General features: G+C 56.0%; 17 protein-coding genes. 12 read left to right on the top strand and 5 right to left on the bottom strand.

The genetic code is table 11. The annotated features are described in order from the left end of the window. Nucleotides 1-420: 420 nt before the first annotated feature. From OJHNALOF_RS13780 to OJHNALOF_RS13765, 4 genes are all read right to left on the bottom strand, one after another. A complete protein-coding gene (locus tag OJHNALOF_RS13780; protein WP_094198964.1) occupies nt 421-1,356 on the bottom strand; it encodes a LysR substrate-binding domain-containing protein in 936 nt (311 codons plus the stop codon). A gap of 165 nt (nt 1,357-1,521) precedes the next feature. Beyond that, nucleotides 1,522-2,868: a dimethylsulfonioproprionate lyase DddP gene (dddP, locus tag OJHNALOF_RS13775; RefSeq protein WP_165662371.1), complete on the bottom strand. Its 1,347-nt coding sequence runs from the start codon at nt 2,866-2,868 to the stop codon at nt 1,522-1,524. A gap of 163 nt (nt 2,869-3,031) precedes the next feature. Then, nucleotides 3,032-4,222, bottom strand: coding sequence for a cyanate transporter (locus OJHNALOF_RS13770; RefSeq protein WP_165662370.1), 1,191 nt, complete (start codon nt 4,220-4,222; stop codon nt 3,032-3,034). Between the two features lie 26 nt (nt 4,223-4,248). Then, the gene (locus OJHNALOF_RS13765; RefSeq protein WP_206063712.1) at nt 4,249-4,866 is read right to left on the bottom strand and encodes an ankyrin repeat domain-containing protein; all 618 of its coding nucleotides are present in this window, start codon (nt 4,864-4,866) and stop codon (nt 4,249-4,251) included. A 341-nt stretch (nt 4,867-5,207) separates the two neighbouring features. On the opposite strand from OJHNALOF_RS13765, the gene OJHNALOF_RS13760 reads away from it, so the two are divergent. The 4 genes from OJHNALOF_RS13760 to OJHNALOF_RS13745 all read left to right on the top strand — a co-directional run bounded on the left by OJHNALOF_RS13760 (nt 5,208) and on the right by OJHNALOF_RS13745 (nt 9,284). After that, nucleotides 5,208-6,065, top strand: a complete 858-nt coding sequence (locus OJHNALOF_RS13760; protein WP_094198961.1) for an N-acyl homoserine lactonase family protein — start codon at nt 5,208-5,210, stop codon at nt 6,063-6,065. Nucleotides 6,066-6,077: 12 nt separating this feature from the next. Next, entirely contained in the window at nt 6,078-6,440 is a 363-nt protein-coding gene (locus tag OJHNALOF_RS13755) for a hypothetical protein (protein WP_094198960.1), read from the top strand. A gap of 128 nt (nt 6,441-6,568) precedes the next feature. Further along, nucleotides 6,569-8,197, top strand: coding sequence for a BCCT family transporter (locus OJHNALOF_RS13750; protein ID WP_165662368.1), 1,629 nt, complete (start codon nt 6,569-6,571; stop codon nt 8,195-8,197). Nucleotides 8,198-8,405: 208 nt separating this feature from the next. Then, nucleotides 8,406-9,284 (top strand): LysR family transcriptional regulator, encoded by an 879-nt coding sequence (locus OJHNALOF_RS13745; RefSeq protein ID WP_165662367.1) that lies wholly within the window; start codon nt 8,406-8,408, stop codon nt 9,282-9,284. Nucleotides 9,285-9,340: 56 nt separating this feature from the next. Here OJHNALOF_RS13745 and OJHNALOF_RS13740 read toward each other — a convergent pair whose 3' ends face one another. Further along, complete coding sequence (locus tag OJHNALOF_RS13740) at nt 9,341-10,069, bottom strand: GntR family transcriptional regulator (RefSeq protein WP_165662366.1); 729 nt, start codon at nt 10,067-10,069, stop codon at nt 9,341-9,343. A gap of 411 nt (nt 10,070-10,480) precedes the next feature. On the opposite strand from OJHNALOF_RS13740, the gene OJHNALOF_RS13735 reads away from it, so the two are divergent. The 8 genes from OJHNALOF_RS13735 (at nt 10,481) to OJHNALOF_RS13700 (ending at nt 20,585) form a co-directional block, all read left to right on the top strand. Beyond that, nucleotides 10,481-11,476, top strand: a complete 996-nt coding sequence (locus tag OJHNALOF_RS13735; RefSeq protein WP_165662365.1) for a TRAP transporter substrate-binding protein — start codon at nt 10,481-10,483, stop codon at nt 11,474-11,476. Between the two features lie 69 nt (nt 11,477-11,545). Beyond that, nucleotides 11,546-12,076 (top strand): TRAP transporter small permease, encoded by a 531-nt coding sequence (locus OJHNALOF_RS13730; protein ID WP_094198955.1) that lies wholly within the window; start codon nt 11,546-11,548, stop codon nt 12,074-12,076. 10 nt (nt 12,077-12,086) lie between these two features. Beyond that, a complete protein-coding gene (locus tag OJHNALOF_RS13725; RefSeq protein WP_165662364.1) occupies nt 12,087-13,364 on the top strand; it encodes a TRAP transporter large permease in 1,278 nt (425 codons plus the stop codon). A gap of 305 nt (nt 13,365-13,669) precedes the next feature. Next, nucleotides 13,670-15,010 (top strand): adenylosuccinate lyase family protein, encoded by a 1,341-nt coding sequence (locus OJHNALOF_RS13720; RefSeq protein ID WP_165662363.1) that lies wholly within the window; start codon nt 13,670-13,672, stop codon nt 15,008-15,010. An 81-nt stretch (nt 15,011-15,091) separates the two neighbouring features. Further along, complete coding sequence (locus OJHNALOF_RS13715; RefSeq protein ID WP_165662362.1) at nt 15,092-16,177, top strand: zinc-binding dehydrogenase; 1,086 nt, start codon at nt 15,092-15,094, stop codon at nt 16,175-16,177. 75 nt (nt 16,178-16,252) lie between these two features. Continuing rightward, complete coding sequence (locus OJHNALOF_RS13710) at nt 16,253-17,677, top strand: NAD-dependent succinate-semialdehyde dehydrogenase (protein WP_165662361.1); 1,425 nt, start codon at nt 16,253-16,255, stop codon at nt 17,675-17,677. A 229-nt stretch (nt 17,678-17,906) separates the two neighbouring features. After that, entirely contained in the window at nt 17,907-19,283 is a 1,377-nt protein-coding gene (locus OJHNALOF_RS13705) for a DEAD/DEAH box helicase (protein WP_165662360.1), read from the top strand. 714 nt (nt 19,284-19,997) lie between these two features. Continuing rightward, nucleotides 19,998-20,585 (top strand): hypothetical protein, encoded by a 588-nt coding sequence (locus tag OJHNALOF_RS13700; protein ID WP_165662359.1) that lies wholly within the window; start codon nt 19,998-20,000, stop codon nt 20,583-20,585. Nucleotides 20,586-20,708 lie beyond the last annotated feature (123 nt).

Here is a 20,708-nt window from a genome sequence, read left to right as displayed (position 1 = left end):
GAAATGGATTCCCGCCTTCGCGGGAATGACAAGTAATAACGTGGAATAAACCACCCCGTCGCTCCCGCGAAGGCGGGAGCCCAGGGCAGACGTGCACGGTATTAAAGCAAGACACCGTCTGAGAAATGGATTCCCGCCTTCGCGGGAATGACAAGTAATAACGTGGAATAACCCACCCCGTCGCTCCCGCGAAGGCGGGAGCCCAGAGCAGACGTGCACGGTATTAGAGCAAGACACCACCTAAGACATGGATTCCCGCCTTCGCGGGAATGACCAGTAATAACGTGGAATAACCCCACCCCGTCGCTCCCGCGCAGGCGGAAGTCCAGGGCAGACGTGCATGGTATTAGAGCAAGACACCTCCTGAGAAATGGATTCCCGCCTTCGCGGGAATGACAAAAGTGATAAATGGGTCCCCGCTCAACTGCCGTCCTGCAGGCCCTTTTCGCCCACCTGCCCCGGCAACTGCTCCAGCAGCCAGCTGCGGAACATTTTCACGCTGTTGGGCACCACGCCCCGGTTCAGGGGCTCCAGCATGCAGAAGCTGGCGGGGGTGCGCAGCACGGTGTCTACCGGGCGCACCAGGGCGCCGCTTTCCAGGTATTCATCCACCAGCGAGCCCCAGGCCAGGGCTATGCCCTGGCCGTTGACGGCGGCCTGGATCAGCATGGGGTAGTTGTTGATGTTAATGCGGTTGCGGGGCGTGATAGTGGGCCAGCCCACCTGCTCAAACCATTCCTGCCAGGTAAGCCAGTCCCGCTGAGACTCGTCCAGATAAAGCAGGGTTTTGCCCAGCACCTGCTCCGGCGTATCCCACCCCGAGCAGCGCTCCAGATAATCCGGGCTGCACACCGGAAACACCTCTTCGGGAAACAGGGTGGTCACCTTCATTTCCGCCGGTGGCAGCCGACAATAAAACAGCGCAATGTCGCAGTCGAGCCGCCGGAAATCGGTGACCTGATCCGAGGCGAGAATGCGCAGATCCACCTCGCCATGCTCACGCTGAAACGCCGCCACCTTGGGCAGCAGCCACAGCGCCGCCATGGCATTGGTGGTGGCCACGGTAATTTGCTGCTCACCCTGCCACTTTTTAATTTCGCCGGTGGCCTGGGCCACATCCAGCAGGGCACGGTAAATGGTCTGGTAATACTGCATGCCGGTGGGGGTAAGGGAGATATTGCGGTTGGCCCGCACGAACAGGTCCTTGCCCAGGTATTCCTCCAGCTGACGAATTTGCCGGCTGATGGCGCCCTGGGTCACGCTCAGTTCATTGGCGGCCAGGGTAAAGCTGAGGTGGCGGGCCGCCGCCTCGAACACAATAAGGCTGTTCATGGGCGGCAGTGGCTTGATTTTCATGGTCGCTCCTGACGTAGGTGGACGAACTGCTCCGGTCCGTTTCGGCGCGCACTCTAGCATTATTTTCAGCGGTGGCCAGCGATAACAAGGCCCAAAAGGACACCGGTGTGATCCCGCCGAAAATAATGCTTGCGAGCTCCCGCCTTCACGGGAGCCAAAACAGGCCTAATCGGCCAGCAGGACCGCTTCAAAGGGGTAGGAAGTCAGGTTTTCCACACCGGTGTCGGTGATCAGCACCTGATCTTCCAGCTTGACCCCTTCCCTGCCGCCCACGGCGCCCACATAGGCCTCCACACACAGGGTCATGCCCGGCTCCAGCACGCCATCGTAGCCGTGGCCTTCCAGATCTTCAGGGTAGCGAATGCAGGGATATTCGTCACAAAGCCCCACACCGTGCATCATTACGCCGTAGCGCTGGGCCCGGTAAGGCTCGGGCAGCAACAGGCCGGCCTCGGTCACTTCCCGAAAGCTCATGCCCGGCTTGAGGATGCTCATGTTGTGCTGAATATGCTCATGGGCCACGCGATACAGGTGTTTTTGCTCCGCCGTGGGCGCGTGGTCGCCAATCAGCCAGGTGCGGGAAATGTCGGCGCAGATGCCGTAAGGGCCGATAAGATCACTGTCAAAGGCCAGCAGCTCACCCGCCTGCACCACCCGGGGGCCACATTCCTGAAACCAGGGGTTGGTGCGCGGGCCGGAAGACAGAATGCGGCATTCGATCCACTCGCCGCCCCGACGAATGTTTTCCGCATGCAGAATGGACCAGATGTCGTTTTCGGTGACACCCGGCACCGAGGCCTGTTGCATTTGTGCCATGGCGATTTCGGTAGAGGCAATGGCGCAGCGCATGGCGTTGACTTCGTCTTCGTTCTTGATGGCCCGGGCCAGCTCCATTACCTCCTGGCCGTCACTCATTTCAATGCCAAGGCGCTGCAGCTGGGTAAAACCGGCCATTTCGATTTTGTCTATCGCCAGCCGCCGGTTGTTGCCACCGTGCTCTCGCAGCACCGACTGCACCTCGGCGGCAAATTTGGCGGCGTGCTCCTCGGTGCGGTTGCCGGTTTCGAAATAGAAAAAGGCGGCGCCGCCGCGCACCTCTTTTACCAGCGGCAAGTGGGCCGACAGGTGCTCGCAATTATGAAAGTCCCACAGGATCACATGGCCCGCCGCCGACACAAAACAGGCCCGGGCATGGTTGTGGGTGATCCACAGCTGCATGTTGGTAGTGTCGGTGGCATAGCGAATATTAAGCGGGTCGAACAGCAGCACGCCGGCCAGATCCCGCTTTTGCAGCTCACCGACAATACGCTGCAGCCGGTATTCCCGCATGCGGCTTAAGGTGGGTGGCGTGAGCCCCCGCGCCTGCCATTCGGCAAAGGCCAGTTCGGTGGGGCCGATTTCGACCCGGTCGTTGTCATTGAGGGAGCCATCGGGCTTGAACTGCCCCCGGCGACGGGAAGGATCAATCTTTCTGTTGGAACCCACCGTCGAGAAAACGCCTGCACTTTCCATTATTTATCCTTGTTGTCATGTCCATTATCAACACTGGCACCGGGCCGCTGCTTCCAGTTTCTGCCTGCGCAGAAATGTTAATAAAGTGTCACAGCCAACAAGGACGGAAAAGCGAGAAAAACTCAGGCTCGCATGAGCGCAGAACATGTGAGCCTGAAGGGCCTCAGGAGCCGGCCATGGCCTGGCCGTAGTGGCGCGGATTAAAGCGCAGGGTGGTGAGCAGCACCAGGCTCACCAGGCCGAGATGCAGGGTCCAGCCGGCGGCAAAAGTGCCGGTGCGCTCCAGCAGCAACGACACCACCAGCGGCCCCAGGGCCGCCAGCAAAAAGCCGCCCCCCTGCATCAAGGCGGTCAATACGCCGGCCTGCTGGGGCTGCGGCAGGTGATCCAGCGCCGTGACCAGCGACATGGAGAAATTGCCGCCCAGGCCCATGCCGCACACCGCCACCCACAGCCAGGGCGCCAGCTCGGGCTGCAGCAACAGGCCGGCAAAGCCGGTGAGCTGCAACAACAGGGTAAGCCATAGCCAGGGGCGCCGGTCCTGACCCCGGGCCAGCAGGGTAATGCCGACCGCCGCAATAGCCTGGGCCACCGCCATGGCCGACACCAGGCCGGCGCTGCTCGCCGCACTCCAGCCCAGTTGCTGATAATAAGGTGCCAGCCAGGTCACCATGGTGGAGTAACCAGCGTTTACCAGGCCAAAACACAGCATTAGCTGCCAGGTGCGGGGCCGGGCCAGCAGGCGCTTCGCCAGCCCAGGCTCGGGGCGCTTGCCACCCTGCTCCGTCAACACGCGGTGGGCACACAGCCAGGCCAGGGCCACCGGCAGCGCCAGCCAGGCCAGCGCCTGTTGCCAGTGATGCTCGCTGCCCGCCAGCCAGGGCGTAAGCTGGGCGCCAAAGGCTCCGCCCCCCATGATCATGGCGGAATACAGCCCGGTAACCATGGCCATGCGCCCCGCAAACTGCTGCTTGATGATGCCGGGAAACACCGACTGCACAAAGGCCACACCCATGCCGCAAAGCAGCGCGGTAAACAGCAGCGCGGCACCGTTTGGCACCATCAGTCGCAGGCCCGAGCCCAGCATCAGCAGCGCCAGGGCGGTGAGCAGCCCCCGGCGGGTGCCCCAGCGGGCCTGCAAATGAGGTGAAACAAAGGCCCCCACGCCCATCAGCAAAAACGGCAGCAGAGTGATCAGCGACATGCCCACATAGCTGAGGCCGGTGCCGGTGCGAATCATCTCCATTACCGGGCCCGGGCCGGTAATAAAGGGGCGCAGGTTCAGGCCAACAAGCACCACCAGCAACAGCATGGCGCCCTGCCCGTAGGCAACAGAGCGGGATTGAGTGGTCATCAATGGGTTCCGGTTAAACAAAAAAATCAGCGGCCGCCGGCCTGCTCCAACAGCTTCACCATGTCGGTGTAGCCGCGCTTTCGAGCATGCTGCAGCGGAGTGATGCCGTCGGTATCGGCAATGTTGGGGTCGGCGCCGGCGTCGAGCAGCAGCGCCACAATCTTGGTGTGTTCCGGCCCGCCCTGCCCCAGCACAATGGCCTCCATCAGGGCGGTCCAGTGCAGCCGGTTGATGTGATCCACATTTACCCCGGCGGCGATCAGCATGGATACCGTGTCGACATGGCCACGTTCGGCGGCGGGAATAAGCGCGGTGCCGCCGTAGCGGTTAGTGCTGGCCAGATCGGCGCCGTGGGCCAGAGTCAGTTCAAGGATCTCGTTATGCCCCCTGGCGCCGGCATACAGGTAGGGGCTGTCGTGAATATGATCTTTGGCATTCACATCGGCGCCGGCGGCGATCAGCACTTGAGCCGCTCCAATCCGGTTATGGCGGGTGGCCAGCATCAGTGCGGTACGACCGTGGTCATCCTGGCTTTCCAGTTTAGCGCCGGCGTTCAGCAGCGTGGTAATGCGCGGGGCATCGCCCTTCATGGCTGCCGCCCACAATTCTTGCTCCGGCTCGCTGGCCATCGTCACCACAGACATTAGCAAGGTTCCCAACCAGACAAGGTGAATGGATAAACGCGAAAGCATCACAAGCAGCTCCTTCTGAAACCCGTTTTGAGCAAAACTCACCCTTTGCATGGTAGAAGCCACACCAACCATTTGAAAATTAAATATTGAAATGCCACTCATTGAAAAATCGAATAGTTGGTGAGGTGCCGCCCGGCATGGAGGATGTGGCTCATGCGCTCCCCCCACTCGTCACATAAGCACATCTACTGTTTGACATTAAGAATACGAATTTTGTTTTTGTTACGCATTTGTCACCATCAGCACCGTAGAAGATGCAATTACTTAACAAACTCCACGCAAAGGGATTGATTATGTCAAACATTATTAAAAAGACGCCCAAGGTCTATGTGATGGATAATGGACGCATGACCATGGACAAAAACTTTATGGTCAGCATGCACAACCCCGCCACCATTGACGAGCCCAATAAGCCGGCTCAGATGATTGAGTTTCCCATTTACACGGTATTAATCGATCATCCCGATGGCAAGGTCTTGTTTGACACCGCCTGCAATCCCAACGGTATGGGGGAAGGCGGCCGCTGGCCCGAAGAAATTCAAAAGCTGCTGCACTTTACGGCGGAAGTAAACGGACAGGATTGCCACCTGCACAGCCGCCTGGAAGAAATTGGCTTTGATCCCCGTGATATTGACTATGTGGTGGTGTCCCATCTGCACCTGGACCACTCTGGTTGCCTGGAGCTTTTCACCAACGCAAAAATCATTGTGCACCAGAATGAGTTCAATGCCGCCCTGTCCAATTATGCCCAGAACCGCAGTGCCGATGGTTTTATTTGGGATGACATTGATGCATGGATCAAAAATGATCTTACCTGGCGTGTAGTACAGGGAGACGAAGATGACCTGGAACTGCTCGATGGCATAAAAATATTGAACCTGGGCAGTGGACATTCCTTTGGCATGCTGGGGCTACATATTGACCTGCCTGATCACGGCGGCTTAATCCTGGCATCCGATGCCGTTTATTCTGCCGAGAACTATGGTCCGCCGGCCCGTCTTCCCGCCACCATTTATGACTCGATTGGATATATGAAAACCATCGAGAGGATCAAAAAACTCTCTCATCAGACCGATTCAAAAGTCTGGTTTGGCCATGATGCCGAGCAGTTCAGCACGCTTATCAAATCAACCGATGGTTATTACGAGTAAGGACAAGGAAAAATGAGCCAGATTATGTTTGTAGAGACCTTTCGCATAAAGGTTTATGTTATTGAAGAATATGTGGAAAAGGTTCTGAGTGCGGTTCAGCGTGTGACCAACCTGAAGTATGGTAACTATGACGGCGTTTCATGGTGCTCCCACCCTGGTATAGAAAGGTGCACCCCTCGTGCAGGCTCGGACACATGGGGTGGTTCAATCGACGCACCTTTTTCCATCGCCTCTACGCAGGTGGAATTTTCAATTCCCAGGGACAAGCAACTGCTGTCCCAGGTTGTTGAAATGATTTTTGAAACACACCCCTGGGATGAGCCCGTCATCTCGATTTTTGAATCAACAGAAACCAGAAAGAACGGCGTTATATAAAACATTGCCCAACTCAACAATGAGTTGGGCTCACCACTTTGCCTGACCAGACATCACACCATCATTAATTGGCAACAGGATCTGACCCGCAACAATGTGGATGTTACTTACTGATCAACAGGAAAAACATGATGATAAGTACGCAGGGAAAAAGCAATTTTGACAGGTTCACAATCGCAACCTCACTGATTATTGTCTCGGCAATATCATTGTTCTTTTTGATAGAACCCGACAAAGCGATCACGTTTGCAGGTGACATATTCACCCTCATCGCCTATAACTTCGGCACCCCCATTCTTTGGTTTGCCTTTGGGCTCCTTATTCTTGCCGTTTTTTTTACCTTCAGTAAATATGGCAATATTCGCATGGGAAACGAGAAACCGGAATTCTCCACATTCTCCTACATCGCCATGATGGCCATGGCGGGCTTTGGTTCCGGCACCATTTATTGGGCTTTTCTGGAATGGTCCTACTATATTAAAACACCGCCATTTGCCATTGAATCAGGCTCGGTCACCGCGGCTGAATGGGCGGTAACTTACAGCCTGCATCACTGGGGAGTCATTGGCTGGACCATCTATTGCGTTACCGCCATACCCGTAATGTACTCCTTTTACATTCGGAAAAACCGTTCACTGAAGATCAGCGATGTGGTCATTTCCATGATCACAAACAAAACCACCGCCAGGGTTGTTGGTCGCGTGATTGATATCGCATATCCGATCACCCTGACCTTTGGCCTGATCATTGTGCTGTCTCTGGGGGTGCCCATTGTTTCAGCCGCCGTCTCATTGCTTTTGGGTATTGAGAACTCCTTGTTCATGAAAGTGCTGATGCTGGGTGTGGTGGCAGCCATTTTGATCACCAGCTCCTTCTTTGGCATTGAAAAAGGCATGCAGAGGATCAGCAACTATGGCACCTACTTTGTTATCGCGCTGATTGTATACATACTGCTGTTTGGCCCAACCCAGTTTATTATCGAAAACACCAGCTCCTCCATTGCAATTTGGGCCCAGAATTTCGTGATGATGAGCTTGTATACCGATGCCATCAATCAGGCCAAATTCCCGCAATCCTGGACTGCCTACTTCTGGGCATACTGGATGATCTTTATTCCGCTGATGTGTGTATTCGTAACCAAGGTGTCAAAGGGACGCACCATTCGTGAAGTGGTAGCCTGCATGATTGGGGGCGGTACCGTAGGCGTAACTTCGCTGTTCTCGATTGTTGGTTCTTTCATGATGAAGACCGAGCTCGACGAAAAGGTCAACATCAGCAAAATGGTGGCAGACGGCCAGGCCAGTGAAGCCATTGTACAGGCGCTCAACACACTGCCGCTGCCCTCCATCATGCTGGTTGTATTTATTACCTCCACTTTTTTGCTGCTGGTAACCACACTGGACGGCTCTGTATTTACCGTAGCCTGTAATACACAGAACAAACTGGACGAAAACAACAATCCGTCTACCCTGCTGAAAATGTTCTGGTGCCTGGTCATTGTTGCCCTGCCAACCATTTTTATTATTGTGGATGCTCCCGTACAGTCGATGCAATCGGCGATCCTGGTGTTTGCCCTGCCCATAATGGTCCTGACATCATTCATGCTCTACAAAACTATCGTTTATATGCGTGAAGAGTATGCACACCTTACGTCGGCAGAGATTCAGACCATGTATAAACTTCAGGGTGAGCCCGCCACCAACCAGAAAAAAGTAGATAACGCCACCTTGGTAAAAGATGAGAACACGGTGGGTTAAATAGCCACTTCGTGCCGCAATGTATAAACACAACAATCCTCACCCTGGCGGGGATTGTTGTGTTTATAGCGCCAGCGTTCAGAACGCAAGCCAACTGACCGTGAGTGCTTTTGCTACCTGGTTCAATATGTTATAAAGCCGACTATACTTTTCATCATGAAAAATTGAACAACCGGTTCATTTCAATCAGCTTAAACTGGAAAATAATATGAGAAGGCCTCCACCACATAACTGGCTGTTTGTTTTCAAGGTTATCGTCGAATCCGGCTCGATCACTGAGGCCTCTGAAAAGCTCAATGTTTCTCAATCCGCCGTTAGCCAGCAAATTAAATCTTTGGAAGACTACCTTGGCAAACGCCTTATTATAAGAGGCAAAAAAGGCATTGTGCTTACAGACGTAGGCAAGCACTACTACAACGTAATAAGAGTGTCGTTAGACAACATTTCCGTTGCCACCGAAAAACTGTTTGGTTTCGAGCAAAAAGACACCATCACCATCAAGTCAAATTACTCCTTCGTGGATGTATGGCTGTCGAGGCATATTTCTGCTTTTTACCATGCACACCCCAACACCAGCATTGAAATATACACCATGCTTTGGCTGTCTGACTTTCGCAATATCGGCAATGAAATAGAAATCAGGTATGGTGATGGCACCTGGAGTGATGCCAAGGTTCACCGGTTAACCAACGACAGCATCTTTCCGGTCTGCTCCCCAAAGACCAAACGCAACATCACCAAACCGGAGCACATTCTTGACTACCCTTTGGTATCGGTCATGGGAAACAAAACCGGCTGGACGGAGTGGCTTCAGGAAATGGGTGTTCATGCAGGCGGCAAGTCGGCCAGCCTTTACGTTGAAAGCAACCTGCTCGCCTACAAGGCATCGATTTCGGGAGATTACATATCACTGGGCATCAACTCGCTGGTTGACCACTTCTTGCAGGATGGCAGCCTGGTCAGGCTGGATGATCGCGAATTGAAAACAACGGAAGACTTTTTTTTGTTGGAGCCGGCCGAACAGTTTATATCGGAGAAAGAAAAGGTGTTTATTGACTGGATCAAGTCCACTTACACTCAGCAATAAGTAAGTATTAAGGTTATCCCTGTGATCAGGGATAACCGGATGCGCAAGGCCTGCATTCAGCTGCGTCTTAGCCTCATATTGTAGGTAAAGCGGCTTGCCGGCAACACGGACTCACTGACTTCAAAAATTTCGTTTTTATCGTCGATAAACTTTCGCACCAGGTGCAACGCGGCCTCGCCTTCCTGCGCCTCCAGCTGGTCTGCCACATCACGGTGAATAATGCAGGCAGAGATGGCCTGATCAACCTGGGTTGACTGCTTGCCGAACTGTTTCTCCAGCAGGTAGGCCACCGAACCTTTCAGCTGGGAAAGCTCTTCAACCACGGACTTGAACTGGGCAGGAATCCAGATCTTAAGCGTACAAATAGGGTACTGCTCGGCCCCTTCCTTCTGGTAACGCAGGCCGTCTATCTGGATCAGCGGCTCACCGGCAGCAAACCCCAGTTTTGCGGCCAGCCCTTCGTCGACGGTAATTTCCTTGACCGACTCAAATACCGTATGAACCGTGCCCGCATGGGCCAGCAATTCATCAATGGAAGACCAGGTGTCCTTGAACATGGAGGTTTGCAACGACACCACCACGCTCCCCCGGCCCTGGGTGCGCTGAATAAGCCCCTTGTCTTCAAGAATGGCCAGCGCATTGCGCGCCGTGAACCTGCTGATTTCATAGGTTTTACACAAATGGGCCTCGGTTGGCAGCAGATCACCAACAGCGTACAGGCCTTTTTGAATATCGCTTTCCAATTTCTCCGCGATTTCTATATAGCGAGGAGCTGCCTTTCCCATTGGTTTGGTTCTCATTAAATAAAATCAATTTAATCATGATATTACCTTAATTCGGCAGGCATAAACACATGCACCGAATCGCCCGGCCTTGCCCGTTGGCGTGTCATCAGACTCAGCAGAAGCACACTCTCAGCCCTGTTCATCATGATCTTTACCGCCGTTCAGGCGGACCTGCTAGCGCAACGGAATCGTTAAATATGTATGGACAAATTGTTTGCTCGATGTTAGCGTTAAAATCACCTCATTTGTACGGACAAATATAGCATTCAGGGTGGCGATTGCCGTGACCGGCATCAAGCTTTGGTCTGCACATTCGTGTTTGAAGCCCGGCATCTCACGCCCGCAGCACGGCCGTGGAGCCAACGGGAGAACGAAGGATCGACATCAACATTGACTGATTGGGAGTGGACAATGAACAGCAGCAGAAAACCCCGTGTAACAGGAAAACTTGTCTCCGCGCTGGCCTCCTTGGCGCTAACGCCCCTGGCCTTTGCCGCCGACTATTCCATGAAGCTGGGCCTGATTGCCCCCACCGGCCACCCGGTGGAAGTGGCCGCCCAACACTTCGCCAGGGAAGTGGAGCAAAACTCGAATGGGCAAATCAAGGTCAGGCTGTTCCCGGGGGGCCAGCTGGGCGGTGAAATTGAGCTGCAGGATCAGGTGGCGCTGGGCACCATTCAGGCCGCCAGCATTGGTACGCCGGTGATGAGTGGCAAGCTCAAGAAACTGGACATTCTTAACATGTATTACCTGTGGAATGACCGGGATCACATGAGCAAGGTGCTGAACGGCCCCATTGGTCAGTCGCTGTGGAATGAATATCAGGGCCGCACCGGCATCAGTGTACTTGCCGCCAACTGGCAACAGGGCACTCGCCACACCCTGATGAAACAGGCGGCCACCACCCCGAAAGATCTCGGCGGCATCAAAATCCGCGTGCCTGCCGGCGTGCCCCTTTATAACGATCTCTGGAAAGGCATGGGAGCCAACCCGGTGCCACTGGCGTTTCCTGAAGCCAATGCCGCCATGAAAACGGGAGTGGTAGATGCCATTGAACTGCCCTTTGACTGGATGATAAAGGGCGGTTTTGTCGAGCTTGGCAGCCATGTGGCCCTTACCGAGCACTATCTCTACTCCAACGTGGTGATCGTGAACAACCGATGGTTGAACAAGCTGCCCGATGATCTGGCCGCCATGGTGACCCTGGCCGCCCTAAATGCCGGCGAACTCAACACCCGGCTGGTGCTGGAAGGAGAAAGCGCCCTGCGTGAAGAAATCGTGGGCAAAGGGGTGGCCTTTGTAGATACCGACTACAGCGCCTTTCAGCAGTCGGTGCAACCCATCTATGACGCCAAGATGAACGTATGGGGCCAGGAGCTGTTCGACCAGATCCAGGCCGCTCGGTAATTGTTGTTTCGATACCAGGGGCGGCGGTGCCGCCCGCTTTGTTGAACCACCGCCTGGGAGCGCTCCGTAATGCGTAATTCAGCCACCCAACTGTTCAGACTTGTCTACCACCATGGCGTTGAAGCCCTGGCCAGCGCCATGTTTATCATCATTCTCTGGCTGTCCTGGTTGCAGGTATTCAGGCGCTATGCCCTGGATAACCCGGCCAGCTGGACCGAAGAAGTGGCCCGCCTGCTGCTTATCTGGATGACTTTTCTCGCCGCCGCCGCTGCCACTCGAGACGAAAACCACCTTGCCGTGGATCTGCTGGTAAACCGGCTGCCAAACGCCCTGCAGCGCGCCTTTCGCGTTGTTATTAATGTGCTGGTTGCCGCGGTGGGCGTGGTGCTGTGCTGGCAGGGCATCACCATCGTGGAGCTGGCGTTACCGGATCACTCCACCAGTCTGGGCTTTTCCAGAAGCCTGTTCTTTCTGCCCGCCGTGGTGGGTGGCGGACTCATTATTTTTTATGCCGTGGCCAATGCATTGCGCCATCTCGGCGATGACCGCCGGCCGGGCAAGCTGAAACCCGCAGACGGCATGAATTGCCCAACGGCCTGAGGAGATCTTCATGCTTTTCTTTATGATTGTCGGCGTCATTGCCCTGATGCTGATGGATGTTCCCGTGGCATTCGCACTGGCCGTGGTGTCGGTGGTGTTTTTTGTTGTGGAAGAGGTGCCCCTGGCCAGCTTTGTGCAAATGGCCGCCAAGGGGGTTGACTCCTACACCCTGCTGGCCCTGCCCTTTTTTATTCTCACCGGCAAGCTGATGAATGCCAGCGGCGCTACGGATCGCATTATGGATCTGGGCAAGGCCCTGGTTGGCTGGATGTATGGAGGCCTGGGCCATGCCAATGTGATGGCGTCTTTCCTGTTTGCCGGTGTGTCCGGCTCGGCCGTGGCCGATGCCGGTGGCCTGGGGGCCGTTGAGGTCAGAGCCATGGAGAAGGCGGGCTACAGCCGGCGCTTTGCCGTTGGCGTTACCGCCGCCTCGGCCACCGTCGGACCCATTATTCCTCCCAGTATCATCATGATCGTGTATGGCATTGCCTCGGGCACCTCCATTGGGGCGTTGTTTCTGGGTGGCGTTGTGCCCGGCATTATCATGGCCATTGCCATGATGGTGATGGTGTCTGTGCTGGCCCGGCGGGAAAAAGCCGTTGAGCGCATTCCCTTTAACATCGCCAACGTCAGGGTAGAGGCATGGCAGGCCATTCCCGCCCTGATCACTCCCTTTATTATTGTCATCGGCATATTGACCGGCGTGTTTACCGCCACGGAGTCGGGCGCGGTCGCGGCCTTTTATGCCCTTGTGGTTGCCCTGGCTGCCAAACAGGGCCTGCGCATGCGCCAGGCCTGGCAGCTGGTGGTGGAAACCGTGGTCGAGTCGGCCGGCATTTTGTTGATCATGGCCATGGCCGCAGTCTTTTCCTGGTCGCTTGCCTATCAGCAGGCGCCGCAGGCGGCCGCCGGTTTGCTGACCGAGCTGACCTCAAGCCCCATGGTGCTGCTGTTGCTGCTGGGATTGCTGTATATGGTGCTGGGCTGTTTTATTGAAGCCATTGCCATTGTGACCATGACCATTCCGGTGGTCATGCCCATTCTGGTGTCGTTTGGCATAGACCCGGTTCACTTTGGCGTGATCCTGGCGCTGATTATGTCGGTGGGCACCATTACGCCGCCCCTGGGCATTGTGATGTTCACCCTGTGCCGAGTCACCCGCGTGTCTGTGCCGGCCTTTGCTTCGCTTATTCTGCCCTGGCTACTGTTGCTGCTTGGCGTGGTGGCCGTGGTTATGATGTTTCCGGAGCTGGTGCTGTTCGTTCCCAAGCTGGTGGGGGCCTATTAAGCCCAAATAAGGCCGACACAAAACCCCGTGGCCGCCCAGAAAACCCTACTACCGCAGCCGGTGGCGTCGCCGGCTGCATACTCACGCCCTCGAAAAACCATAACCAACTGATATTAAATAACATTTAATGGCGCAGTGAGCCCCTTTCCGGTGTTTAAACACCGGCTTGTTCAGCCATGATCCATCGCCCTGACTTCCAACAAAATATGTATGGACAAATATTTTCACCGGTGCTAGTGTGAATACACGATTTGTACGGACAATTTTATTTCAACCACCTCTATCCCACAGCGAGGATATGCAGAATGACCTCCTCCATTCTTGACTCAAAAATATTTTCCCCCCTGTTTCACTCACAGGCCATGCAGTCGGTCTTTAACGACGAGGCGCGCGTAAAGGCGTTTCTGGACACCGAAGCCGCGCTGGCCCGGGCGCAGGCAAAGCTTGGCATGATTCCGGCCGATGCCGCCCGCCAAATAGACGACGCGGCCGGCACCGTTGAGATTGATATGGACCGCCTGGCCCACGACACCGGCACCGTGGGTTACCCCATTCTCGGGCTGGTGCGCCAGCTGGCCGCGGCAGCGGGCAAGGAAGCCGGTGGCTATGTGCACTGGGGCGCCACCACCCAGGACATTATGGACACCGCCTCGGTGCTGCAAATTCGCGATGGCCTGGCGCTGATCGACCAGGATCTCAAGCGGGTGGAAAACGCCCTGGCGGTGCTGGCCAGCGAACACCGCAACACCGTGATGGCCGGCCGCACCCATCTGCAGCATGCCCTGCCGGTTACCTTTGGCTACAAGGCCGCCATCTGGCTGGACAGCATGCGCCGTGCTCGGGCCCGGCTGGAAGACATGCGCCCCCGAGTGCTCAACGCCCAACTGTGGGGCGCCGCCGGTACCCTGGCCTCCATTGGCGACAAGGCCGAGCATTTAACCGAGGCCGTGGCCAACGAGCTGGACTTGTTCACTCCCATTGCGCCCTGGCACGCCGCCCGCGACGGCTTTGCCGAAGTGGGCTGCAACCTGGCGCTGATGACCGGCTCGCTCAGCAAGATTGCCTTTGACGTGATGATCATGTGCATGGACGAAATCTCCGAAACCGCAGAGCCCTTCGTCAAGGATCGCGGTGCCTCGTCGACCATGCCGCAAAAGCGCAACCCCATTTCCTGCGAGGTGATTCGCGGCTGCAACCTGGGGGTGGCCAAGGCCGCCAGCCTGTTGATGGACGCCCAGGAAGCCGACTTTGAACGGGCCACCGGCCCCTGGCATGCGGAGTGGATCGCCCTGCCCCAGGTGTTTGTGCTGGCACACTGCGCACTGTCTCAGGCCGTGTTCCTGCTGGAAGGGCTGGAAGTGTTCCCCGACAAAATGGCCCGCAACCTCAACATCAGCAAGGGGCTGATTGTTGCCGAGTCGGCCATGATGGCGCTGGCCCCGCACGTGGGCAGGCAGGCCGCCCATGATATTGTTTATGAAGCCTGCCGCGAGGCTCAGGCCAACGACGAATCGCTGTTTGACGCTCTGTCGCAGCGGGAAGACGTTACCCGGCATATGGACCAGGTCACCCTCAAGCAGGTGTTGTCACCCTCGTCCTACCTCGGTTTGTCTCAGCATATTGTTGACAAGGTGTTGGCCAGCTAACCACAACCCCGCATGCTGATAGCTTGCGTAGGGCCGTCAGCTTTCAGAACCTAATGTGAACCGATTAATGGAGTTAATGGTATGAAAGGTAAAATTGCAGTGATGAACCAGCCCGGCAGTCTGGAATATCAGGAATATGAGGTTCCTGCTCCCGCCCCGGGCGCCGTGATGGTAAAGGTGCTGTGCAGCAACGTGTGCGGCTCCGAATTGCACATCTGGGCCGGCCATCACCCCAAGAAGAACGGCGGCCTGGGCCACGAAACCGTGGGCCTGATACACCAGCTGGGTGAAGGCGTGACCACCGACAACGCCGGCCAGCCGGTAAAGGTGGGGGACCGCATTGCCGCCACCTATTTCATCTCTTGTCAGCGTTGCCCTTCCTGCCAGTCGGGCAAGCTGAACCTGTGTGAGAACGTGTTCAGCTTTTGGGCCAAGCAGCCGGAAGAAGCGCCGCACTTTCACACCACCTTCTCTACCCACTATTACATTCACCCGGGCCAGTTCTTTTACAAGGTGCCCGACAATGTGCCCGACAAACTGGCCGCCGGCGCCAACTGCGCCCTGTCTCAGGTGTATTACGGCATTGAGCAGGCGGGCGTGACCATTCAGGACACCCTGGTTATTCAGGGGGCCGGCGGCCTCGGCATTTATGCCACCGCCATTGCCAAGAGCAAGGGCGCCACCGTGATTGTGATTGACGCCGACGCCGCTCGCCTGGCCCTGGCTAAAGAATTTGGTGCCGACCATGTGCTGAACATAAAAGAGCTGCCCACCAAGGAAGAACGCATTCAGGCGGTAAAAGCCCTGACCAGAGGCCGGGGCGCCGACCTGTGCCTGGAAGTGGCCGGCGTGACCGACGCCTTTGCGGAAGGCATTGAGCTGGTCTGCAGCGGCGGCACGCTGATCACCATGGGTAACGTTACCCCGGGCAAAACCGTGGCCATTGACCCTGGCTACCTGACCCGAAACCAGATTTCCATTATGCCGATCATGCGTTACCAGCCCCGCTACCTGAACAAGTCGCTGCAGTTTTTGAGCGACAACATCGACAAGCTGCCCTTTCACAAAATGATGGACGCCGAGTATTCCCTCGAGTGCATAGAGCAGGCATTGTGTGACTCAATGGACCGCAAAGTGACCCGGGCCTCCATTGTGATGGAGCAGTAAATGACCAGGGCACGGCCACAGGCCTGCCCTTTTCACGAATATTGAATGCAACCGCAAGCGACATCAGGACGACCTATGAAAACCTACCAACTCCATATTGAAGGCCGCTGGACCAACGGTGCCGACGGCGTAACCGAAGCCGTGATCAACCCGGCCACCGAAGAAACCGTGGCCCAATTTTGTCACGCCACCGCTGCCGACATTGACCGGGCCATTGCCTCTGCCACCCAGGGCCTGGTCGAGTGGAAGGCCGTGCCCCAGTGGGAAAAAGGCGCCATTCTGGTGCGCGCCGCCGGCCTGCTGCGCGAGCGCAAACAGCACATTGCCGGCATTCTCACCGAAGAGCAGGGCAAGCCGCTGGCGGAAGCCCTGGGCGAAGTAGAACGCGCCGCCGACTTTATTGAATGGGGTGGCGAAGAGGCCCGCCGCGTGGCCGGCCGCCTGATCAATGGCCGTGACCAGGGCAACACCATTGAAATTCGCAAGGTGCCCGTGGGCGTGGTGGCCGCCTTTGCCCCCTGGAACTTTCCGGTGGTGCTCACCGCCAAGAAACTGGCCGGCCTGTTGGGCGCAGGGTGCTCTTGCGTGGTGAAGCCAGCGGAAGAAACCCCGGGATCGGCGGTAGAGCTGATTAAAGCCCTGCTGGATGCCGGCGTGCCCGGCAACACCCTGAACATGGTGCTGGGCAAGCCGGCCGAGATTTCCAGCGCACTGATTGCCCACCCGGCCATTCGCAAAATTACCTTTACCGGCTCCTCACCGGTGGGCAAGCTGCTGGCCGCCAAGGCCGGCGAAATGATGAAACCGGTCACCATGGAGCTGGGCGGTCACTCCCCGGTGATCATCTTTGATGATATGGACGTAGAGCCTCTGGCCAAAATGCTGGTGGCCAAAAAGTTCTTCAACGCCGGTCAGGTGTGCGTGTCTCCTACCCGCTTCTTTGTGCATGAGTCGCTGTATGACCAGTTTGTGGCCAGCTTTACCGAGCACGCCCGGGCACTGACCGTGGGCAATGGCGCCGACAGCAATACCCAGATGGGCCCGCTGGCCAACGAGCGCCGGCTGCAGGCCATGCAGCATCTGGTGGAAGACGCCGTGGCCAAGGGTGCCAAGGTTGAAGTGGGCGGCGAGCGCCTGGGCGACAAGGGCTTTTTCTTTGCCCCGACCGTGCTGACCAACGTGAGCCACAACGCCGATTTGATGAGCACCGAAATTTTTGGCCCCGTTGTGCCCATTCTGCCCTTCTCCAGCGAAGAAGAAGTAATAGCAATCGCCAACAGCGTGGACTACGGCCTGGCCGCCTACTTCTTTACCAACGACGTGGCCCGCCGCCGCCGCGTGAGTGAACAGCTGTTTGCCGGCACCATTGGCGTGAACGACGTGCCGGCCCACATTGCCGAAGTGCCGCTGGGCGGCTGGGGCGACAGTGGCTATGGCGTTGAGGGCGGCATTGAAGCCCTGGAGTCTTACATGAAGAGCCAATACGTGAGCCTGCGCTAAGCCGAACATATAAACCTTCGGTAACTGCAAGCCGGGCATAACCCGCCCGGTGTGCAGACCCTCGCTCCCCCTGTGGCCGGCGGCACCCTTGCCGCCGGCCACATTGGTTAACCCCTCATTTATTTTGCCGCCAACACCGCGCGCACCAGCCTGATTACCCCAAGCGCGTAAAATGCTGTATATTCCACCCTCATTTTTTTGACTGTAGCGACACTACAGAGGAACTCTTATGCAATTCTCATCTCTGGATCTGGCCCCCGAGCTGCACCGTGCGCTGGTAGACTGTGGCTACAGTGAAATGACCCCGGTACAGACCCAGGCCATAGTGCCGGCCCGCCGTGGCAAGGATCTGCAGGTAACCGCCCAGACCGGCACCGGCAAGACCGCCGCCTTTGCCCTGCCCGTGCTGCAGCGCATGCTCGACACCCCCAAGGCCACGGTAGAGCGCCGCCCGCGCGCGCTGATCCTGACCCCCACCCGGGAGCTGGCCGAGCAGCTGGCCGACAACATTACCGCCTATGCCAAATATCTGGCCCTGAGCGTGACCGCGCTTTATGGCGGCGTGAAAATGGGTGGCCAGGCCAACAAACTGCAGGCCGGCACCGATCTGGTGATTGCCACCCCCGGCCGGCTGATGGAGCACATTACCCTGGGCAACCTGGCCCTGACCGACGTGGAGTTTGTGGTGCTGGATGAAGCCGACCGCATGCTCGACATGGGCTTTATTACCGACGTGCTCAAGCTGATGCAGCTGACCGCGCCCAAGCGCCAGACCCTGCTGTTTTCCGCTACCACCTCGCCGGCGGTGAACGAGCTGGCCCACAAGGTGCTGCACAACCACCAGCAAATTCGCGTTACCCGCATTAACAGCACCGCCGACACCGTGCGCCATGCGGTGTATCCGGTGGAAGAAAACCGCAAAATCGAGCTGTTTGAACAACTGCTGGCAGAAAAGAACTGGTTTCAGGTGCTGGTGTTTACCAGCACCAAGGAGCAGGCCGACCGCCTGCTGGCAGGCCTGAAAAAGAACAAGATCAACGCCGCCGTGTGCCACGGCGACAAGAGCCAGGGCAACCGCCGCCGGGCCATTGCCGACTTTAAATCTGCCAAGCTGCAGGTACTGATTGCCACCGAAGTGGCCGCCCGCGGCCTGGACATTCAGGGCCTGGACCATGTGGTGAACTTCAACCTGCCCTACCTGCCGGAAGACTATGTGCACCGCATTGGCCGCACCGGCCGCGCCGGCGCCCCGGGCAAGGCCATCTCCTTTGTGAGCCGGGAAGAAGAGCAGACCCTGGCGCGCATAGAAAAGCTGATTGGTGCCCCCATCAAGCGCATTAACAAGCCGGGCTATGAGGTCTCAGACCGAAATCCGCTGCTGAAAAAGATCTCCCGCAAGGTGCTCTCCGGTCGCTCCAACAAGGCCACCGCCACCACCATTGAGCTGGAAGGCACCGAAGGCCAGGGCAAGGCCAAAGCCAACCGCATTGGCAGCGATAAAAAACGCAGCCCCAGCCCGGTACGGCTGAAAAAGACCGGCACCGAAAAAGCCGGGCCCAAGAAGAAGAAACTGCGCGGCAAACGCGCCGAGCGGTATTCCCGCTAAAAGAACACAAAAGCCGGCCCCATGGCCGGCTTTTTACTGCCTGCCTTGTCGTTCCCGCGAAGGAACGTCATCCCGTGCAGACGGGGACGGGAACCCAGATCAGACAACGCCAAACCCGCCCCTTCCGCGTCGGTCACACACTTCATCCGTCGCTCCCGCGAAGGCGGGAATCCATGCGCACCTTCAAGCTCTACCAATACCTGCCTAACACTCCCTCCCCCACCCATCGCCGAAACCACCCTCAAACCGGCCACAACTCAACCAAAACACACCAAAACCTAGCCAAACGAGTATTTTTCGTTGCCTTTTGAGCCTTACGCGCCAAAAATGGACTCAAATAGGTTTTTCAGGCATGCGCTTACGCCTCAGCACAGCGATGGGCGGTAGCGTGTCCTAGCTAAGGAAAAAACTGATTTTTATAAAGTATATTTTTTGCCCCCAAGCAAGCATGCGCATATTGCTGCACAGTCATGCTCAAAAAGAACGGCTGTACCATAAAAACACGCGTCAGATCATAAAGTTACTTGCTTTACATTCGGGGATAGTGAGCAACGTCTGAGCGTCAACGAGCATGCTCATTTTCACACTTTAAAAAAGCTTAGGGTTTATTATTTAGGCAATAAAATCATAAAGTTAAACGAGATACCCGTACTTTCACAACAGAACAAATATGCGCATGCGCAGTATTATAATGTTATGTGTATAGGAGAGTATATGGAAAACGAACAGGAGTTGATTTTTCCACCTTATGAGGCATTTTATATAGAATCGTTACTTACTCATACGGTTTCTGCAATGGAATCTATGGAAATTGTAAGTAAGTGGATTGAATTGATAGTTGCTGATGACCTCAAAGCTCTTGAACTACCAAAGCCTAAACTGTTTGATCATCTTCATAACATTGCTCTTCAGGCCGCATCTGTTTCTCGCTATCTTTGGCCTTCAAAGCCAGGAGAAAACGGTGTTCACAAAAAACGAGCTTTGAAGCTTCGTCAAGCGTTACAAATAACTAACGAGAGCCCACTGAAAAATAGAAAACTCCGCAATCAAATGGAACATTTTGACGAGCGTCTAGATACCTATTTAGCTCAAGATATCATTGGTGAATTTATACCATCTTATGTTGATTTCGAGCCTATTGATGTGTCGCATCCTGTGCATATATTTAAAGCCTTTTACATAAACCGTCGAGAGTTTGTGCTTCTTGGAGAGACGCATGAAATGCAGCATTTGTGCAAAGAGCTTATACGTGTCCATGATTTACTAGAGTTGTTTGCCAAAAAGGGTCATCGGTTAAGGTAATATACACTTAACAAAGCATTTAAGAGTGATTCCCAATGCATGGCATTTTTCATTCCATCATTGGGTTTTGTGTTTACGGCGGTATAATTTAGTTTCGTGGTAGCGTTGCTCACACCTTAATGC

The sequence above is a fragment of the Oceanimonas sp. MB9 genome (assembly GCF_011319775.1).
Taxonomy (GTDB): domain Bacteria; phylum Pseudomonadota; class Gammaproteobacteria; order Enterobacterales; family Aeromonadaceae; genus Oceanimonas; species Oceanimonas doudoroffii.
This window is presented reverse-complemented; position numbering and strand designations above follow the sequence as displayed.

Bases quoted from the DNA above. Each gene is read 5' to 3' on its own strand.
- OJHNALOF_RS13780 (WP_094198964.1), bottom strand. From the start codon at position 1,356: ATGAAAATCAAGCCACTGCCGCCCATGAACAGCCTTATTGTGTTCGAG.
- dddP (WP_165662371.1), bottom strand. From the start codon at position 2,868: ATGGAAAGTGCAGGCGTTTTCTCGACGGTGGGTTCCAACAGAAAGATT.
- OJHNALOF_RS13770 (WP_165662370.1), bottom strand. From the start codon at position 4,222: ATGACCACTCAATCCCGCTCTGTTGCCTACGGGCAGGGCGCCATGCTG.
- OJHNALOF_RS13765 (WP_206063712.1), bottom strand. From the start codon at position 4,866: ATGTCTGTGGTGACGATGGCCAGCGAGCCGGAGCAAGAATTGTGGGCG.
- OJHNALOF_RS13760 (WP_094198961.1), top strand. From the start codon at position 5,208: ATGTCAAACATTATTAAAAAGACGCCCAAGGTCTATGTGATGGATAAT.
- OJHNALOF_RS13755 (WP_094198960.1), top strand. From the start codon at position 6,078: ATGAGCCAGATTATGTTTGTAGAGACCTTTCGCATAAAGGTTTATGTT.
- OJHNALOF_RS13750 (WP_165662368.1), top strand. From the start codon at position 6,569: ATGATGATAAGTACGCAGGGAAAAAGCAATTTTGACAGGTTCACAATC.
- OJHNALOF_RS13745 (WP_165662367.1), top strand. From the start codon at position 8,406: ATGAGAAGGCCTCCACCACATAACTGGCTGTTTGTTTTCAAGGTTATC.
- OJHNALOF_RS13740 (WP_165662366.1), bottom strand. From the start codon at position 10,069: ATGGGAAAGGCAGCTCCTCGCTATATAGAAATCGCGGAGAAATTGGAA.
- OJHNALOF_RS13735 (WP_165662365.1), top strand. From the start codon at position 10,481: ATGAACAGCAGCAGAAAACCCCGTGTAACAGGAAAACTTGTCTCCGCG.
- OJHNALOF_RS13730 (WP_094198955.1), top strand. From the start codon at position 11,546: ATGCGTAATTCAGCCACCCAACTGTTCAGACTTGTCTACCACCATGGC.
- OJHNALOF_RS13725 (WP_165662364.1), top strand. From the start codon at position 12,087: ATGCTTTTCTTTATGATTGTCGGCGTCATTGCCCTGATGCTGATGGAT.
- OJHNALOF_RS13720 (WP_165662363.1), top strand. From the start codon at position 13,670: ATGACCTCCTCCATTCTTGACTCAAAAATATTTTCCCCCCTGTTTCAC.
- OJHNALOF_RS13715 (WP_165662362.1), top strand. From the start codon at position 15,092: ATGAAAGGTAAAATTGCAGTGATGAACCAGCCCGGCAGTCTGGAATAT.
- OJHNALOF_RS13710 (WP_165662361.1), top strand. From the start codon at position 16,253: ATGAAAACCTACCAACTCCATATTGAAGGCCGCTGGACCAACGGTGCC.
- OJHNALOF_RS13705 (WP_165662360.1), top strand. From the start codon at position 17,907: ATGCAATTCTCATCTCTGGATCTGGCCCCCGAGCTGCACCGTGCGCTG.
- OJHNALOF_RS13700 (WP_165662359.1), top strand. From the start codon at position 19,998: ATGGAAAACGAACAGGAGTTGATTTTTCCACCTTATGAGGCATTTTAT.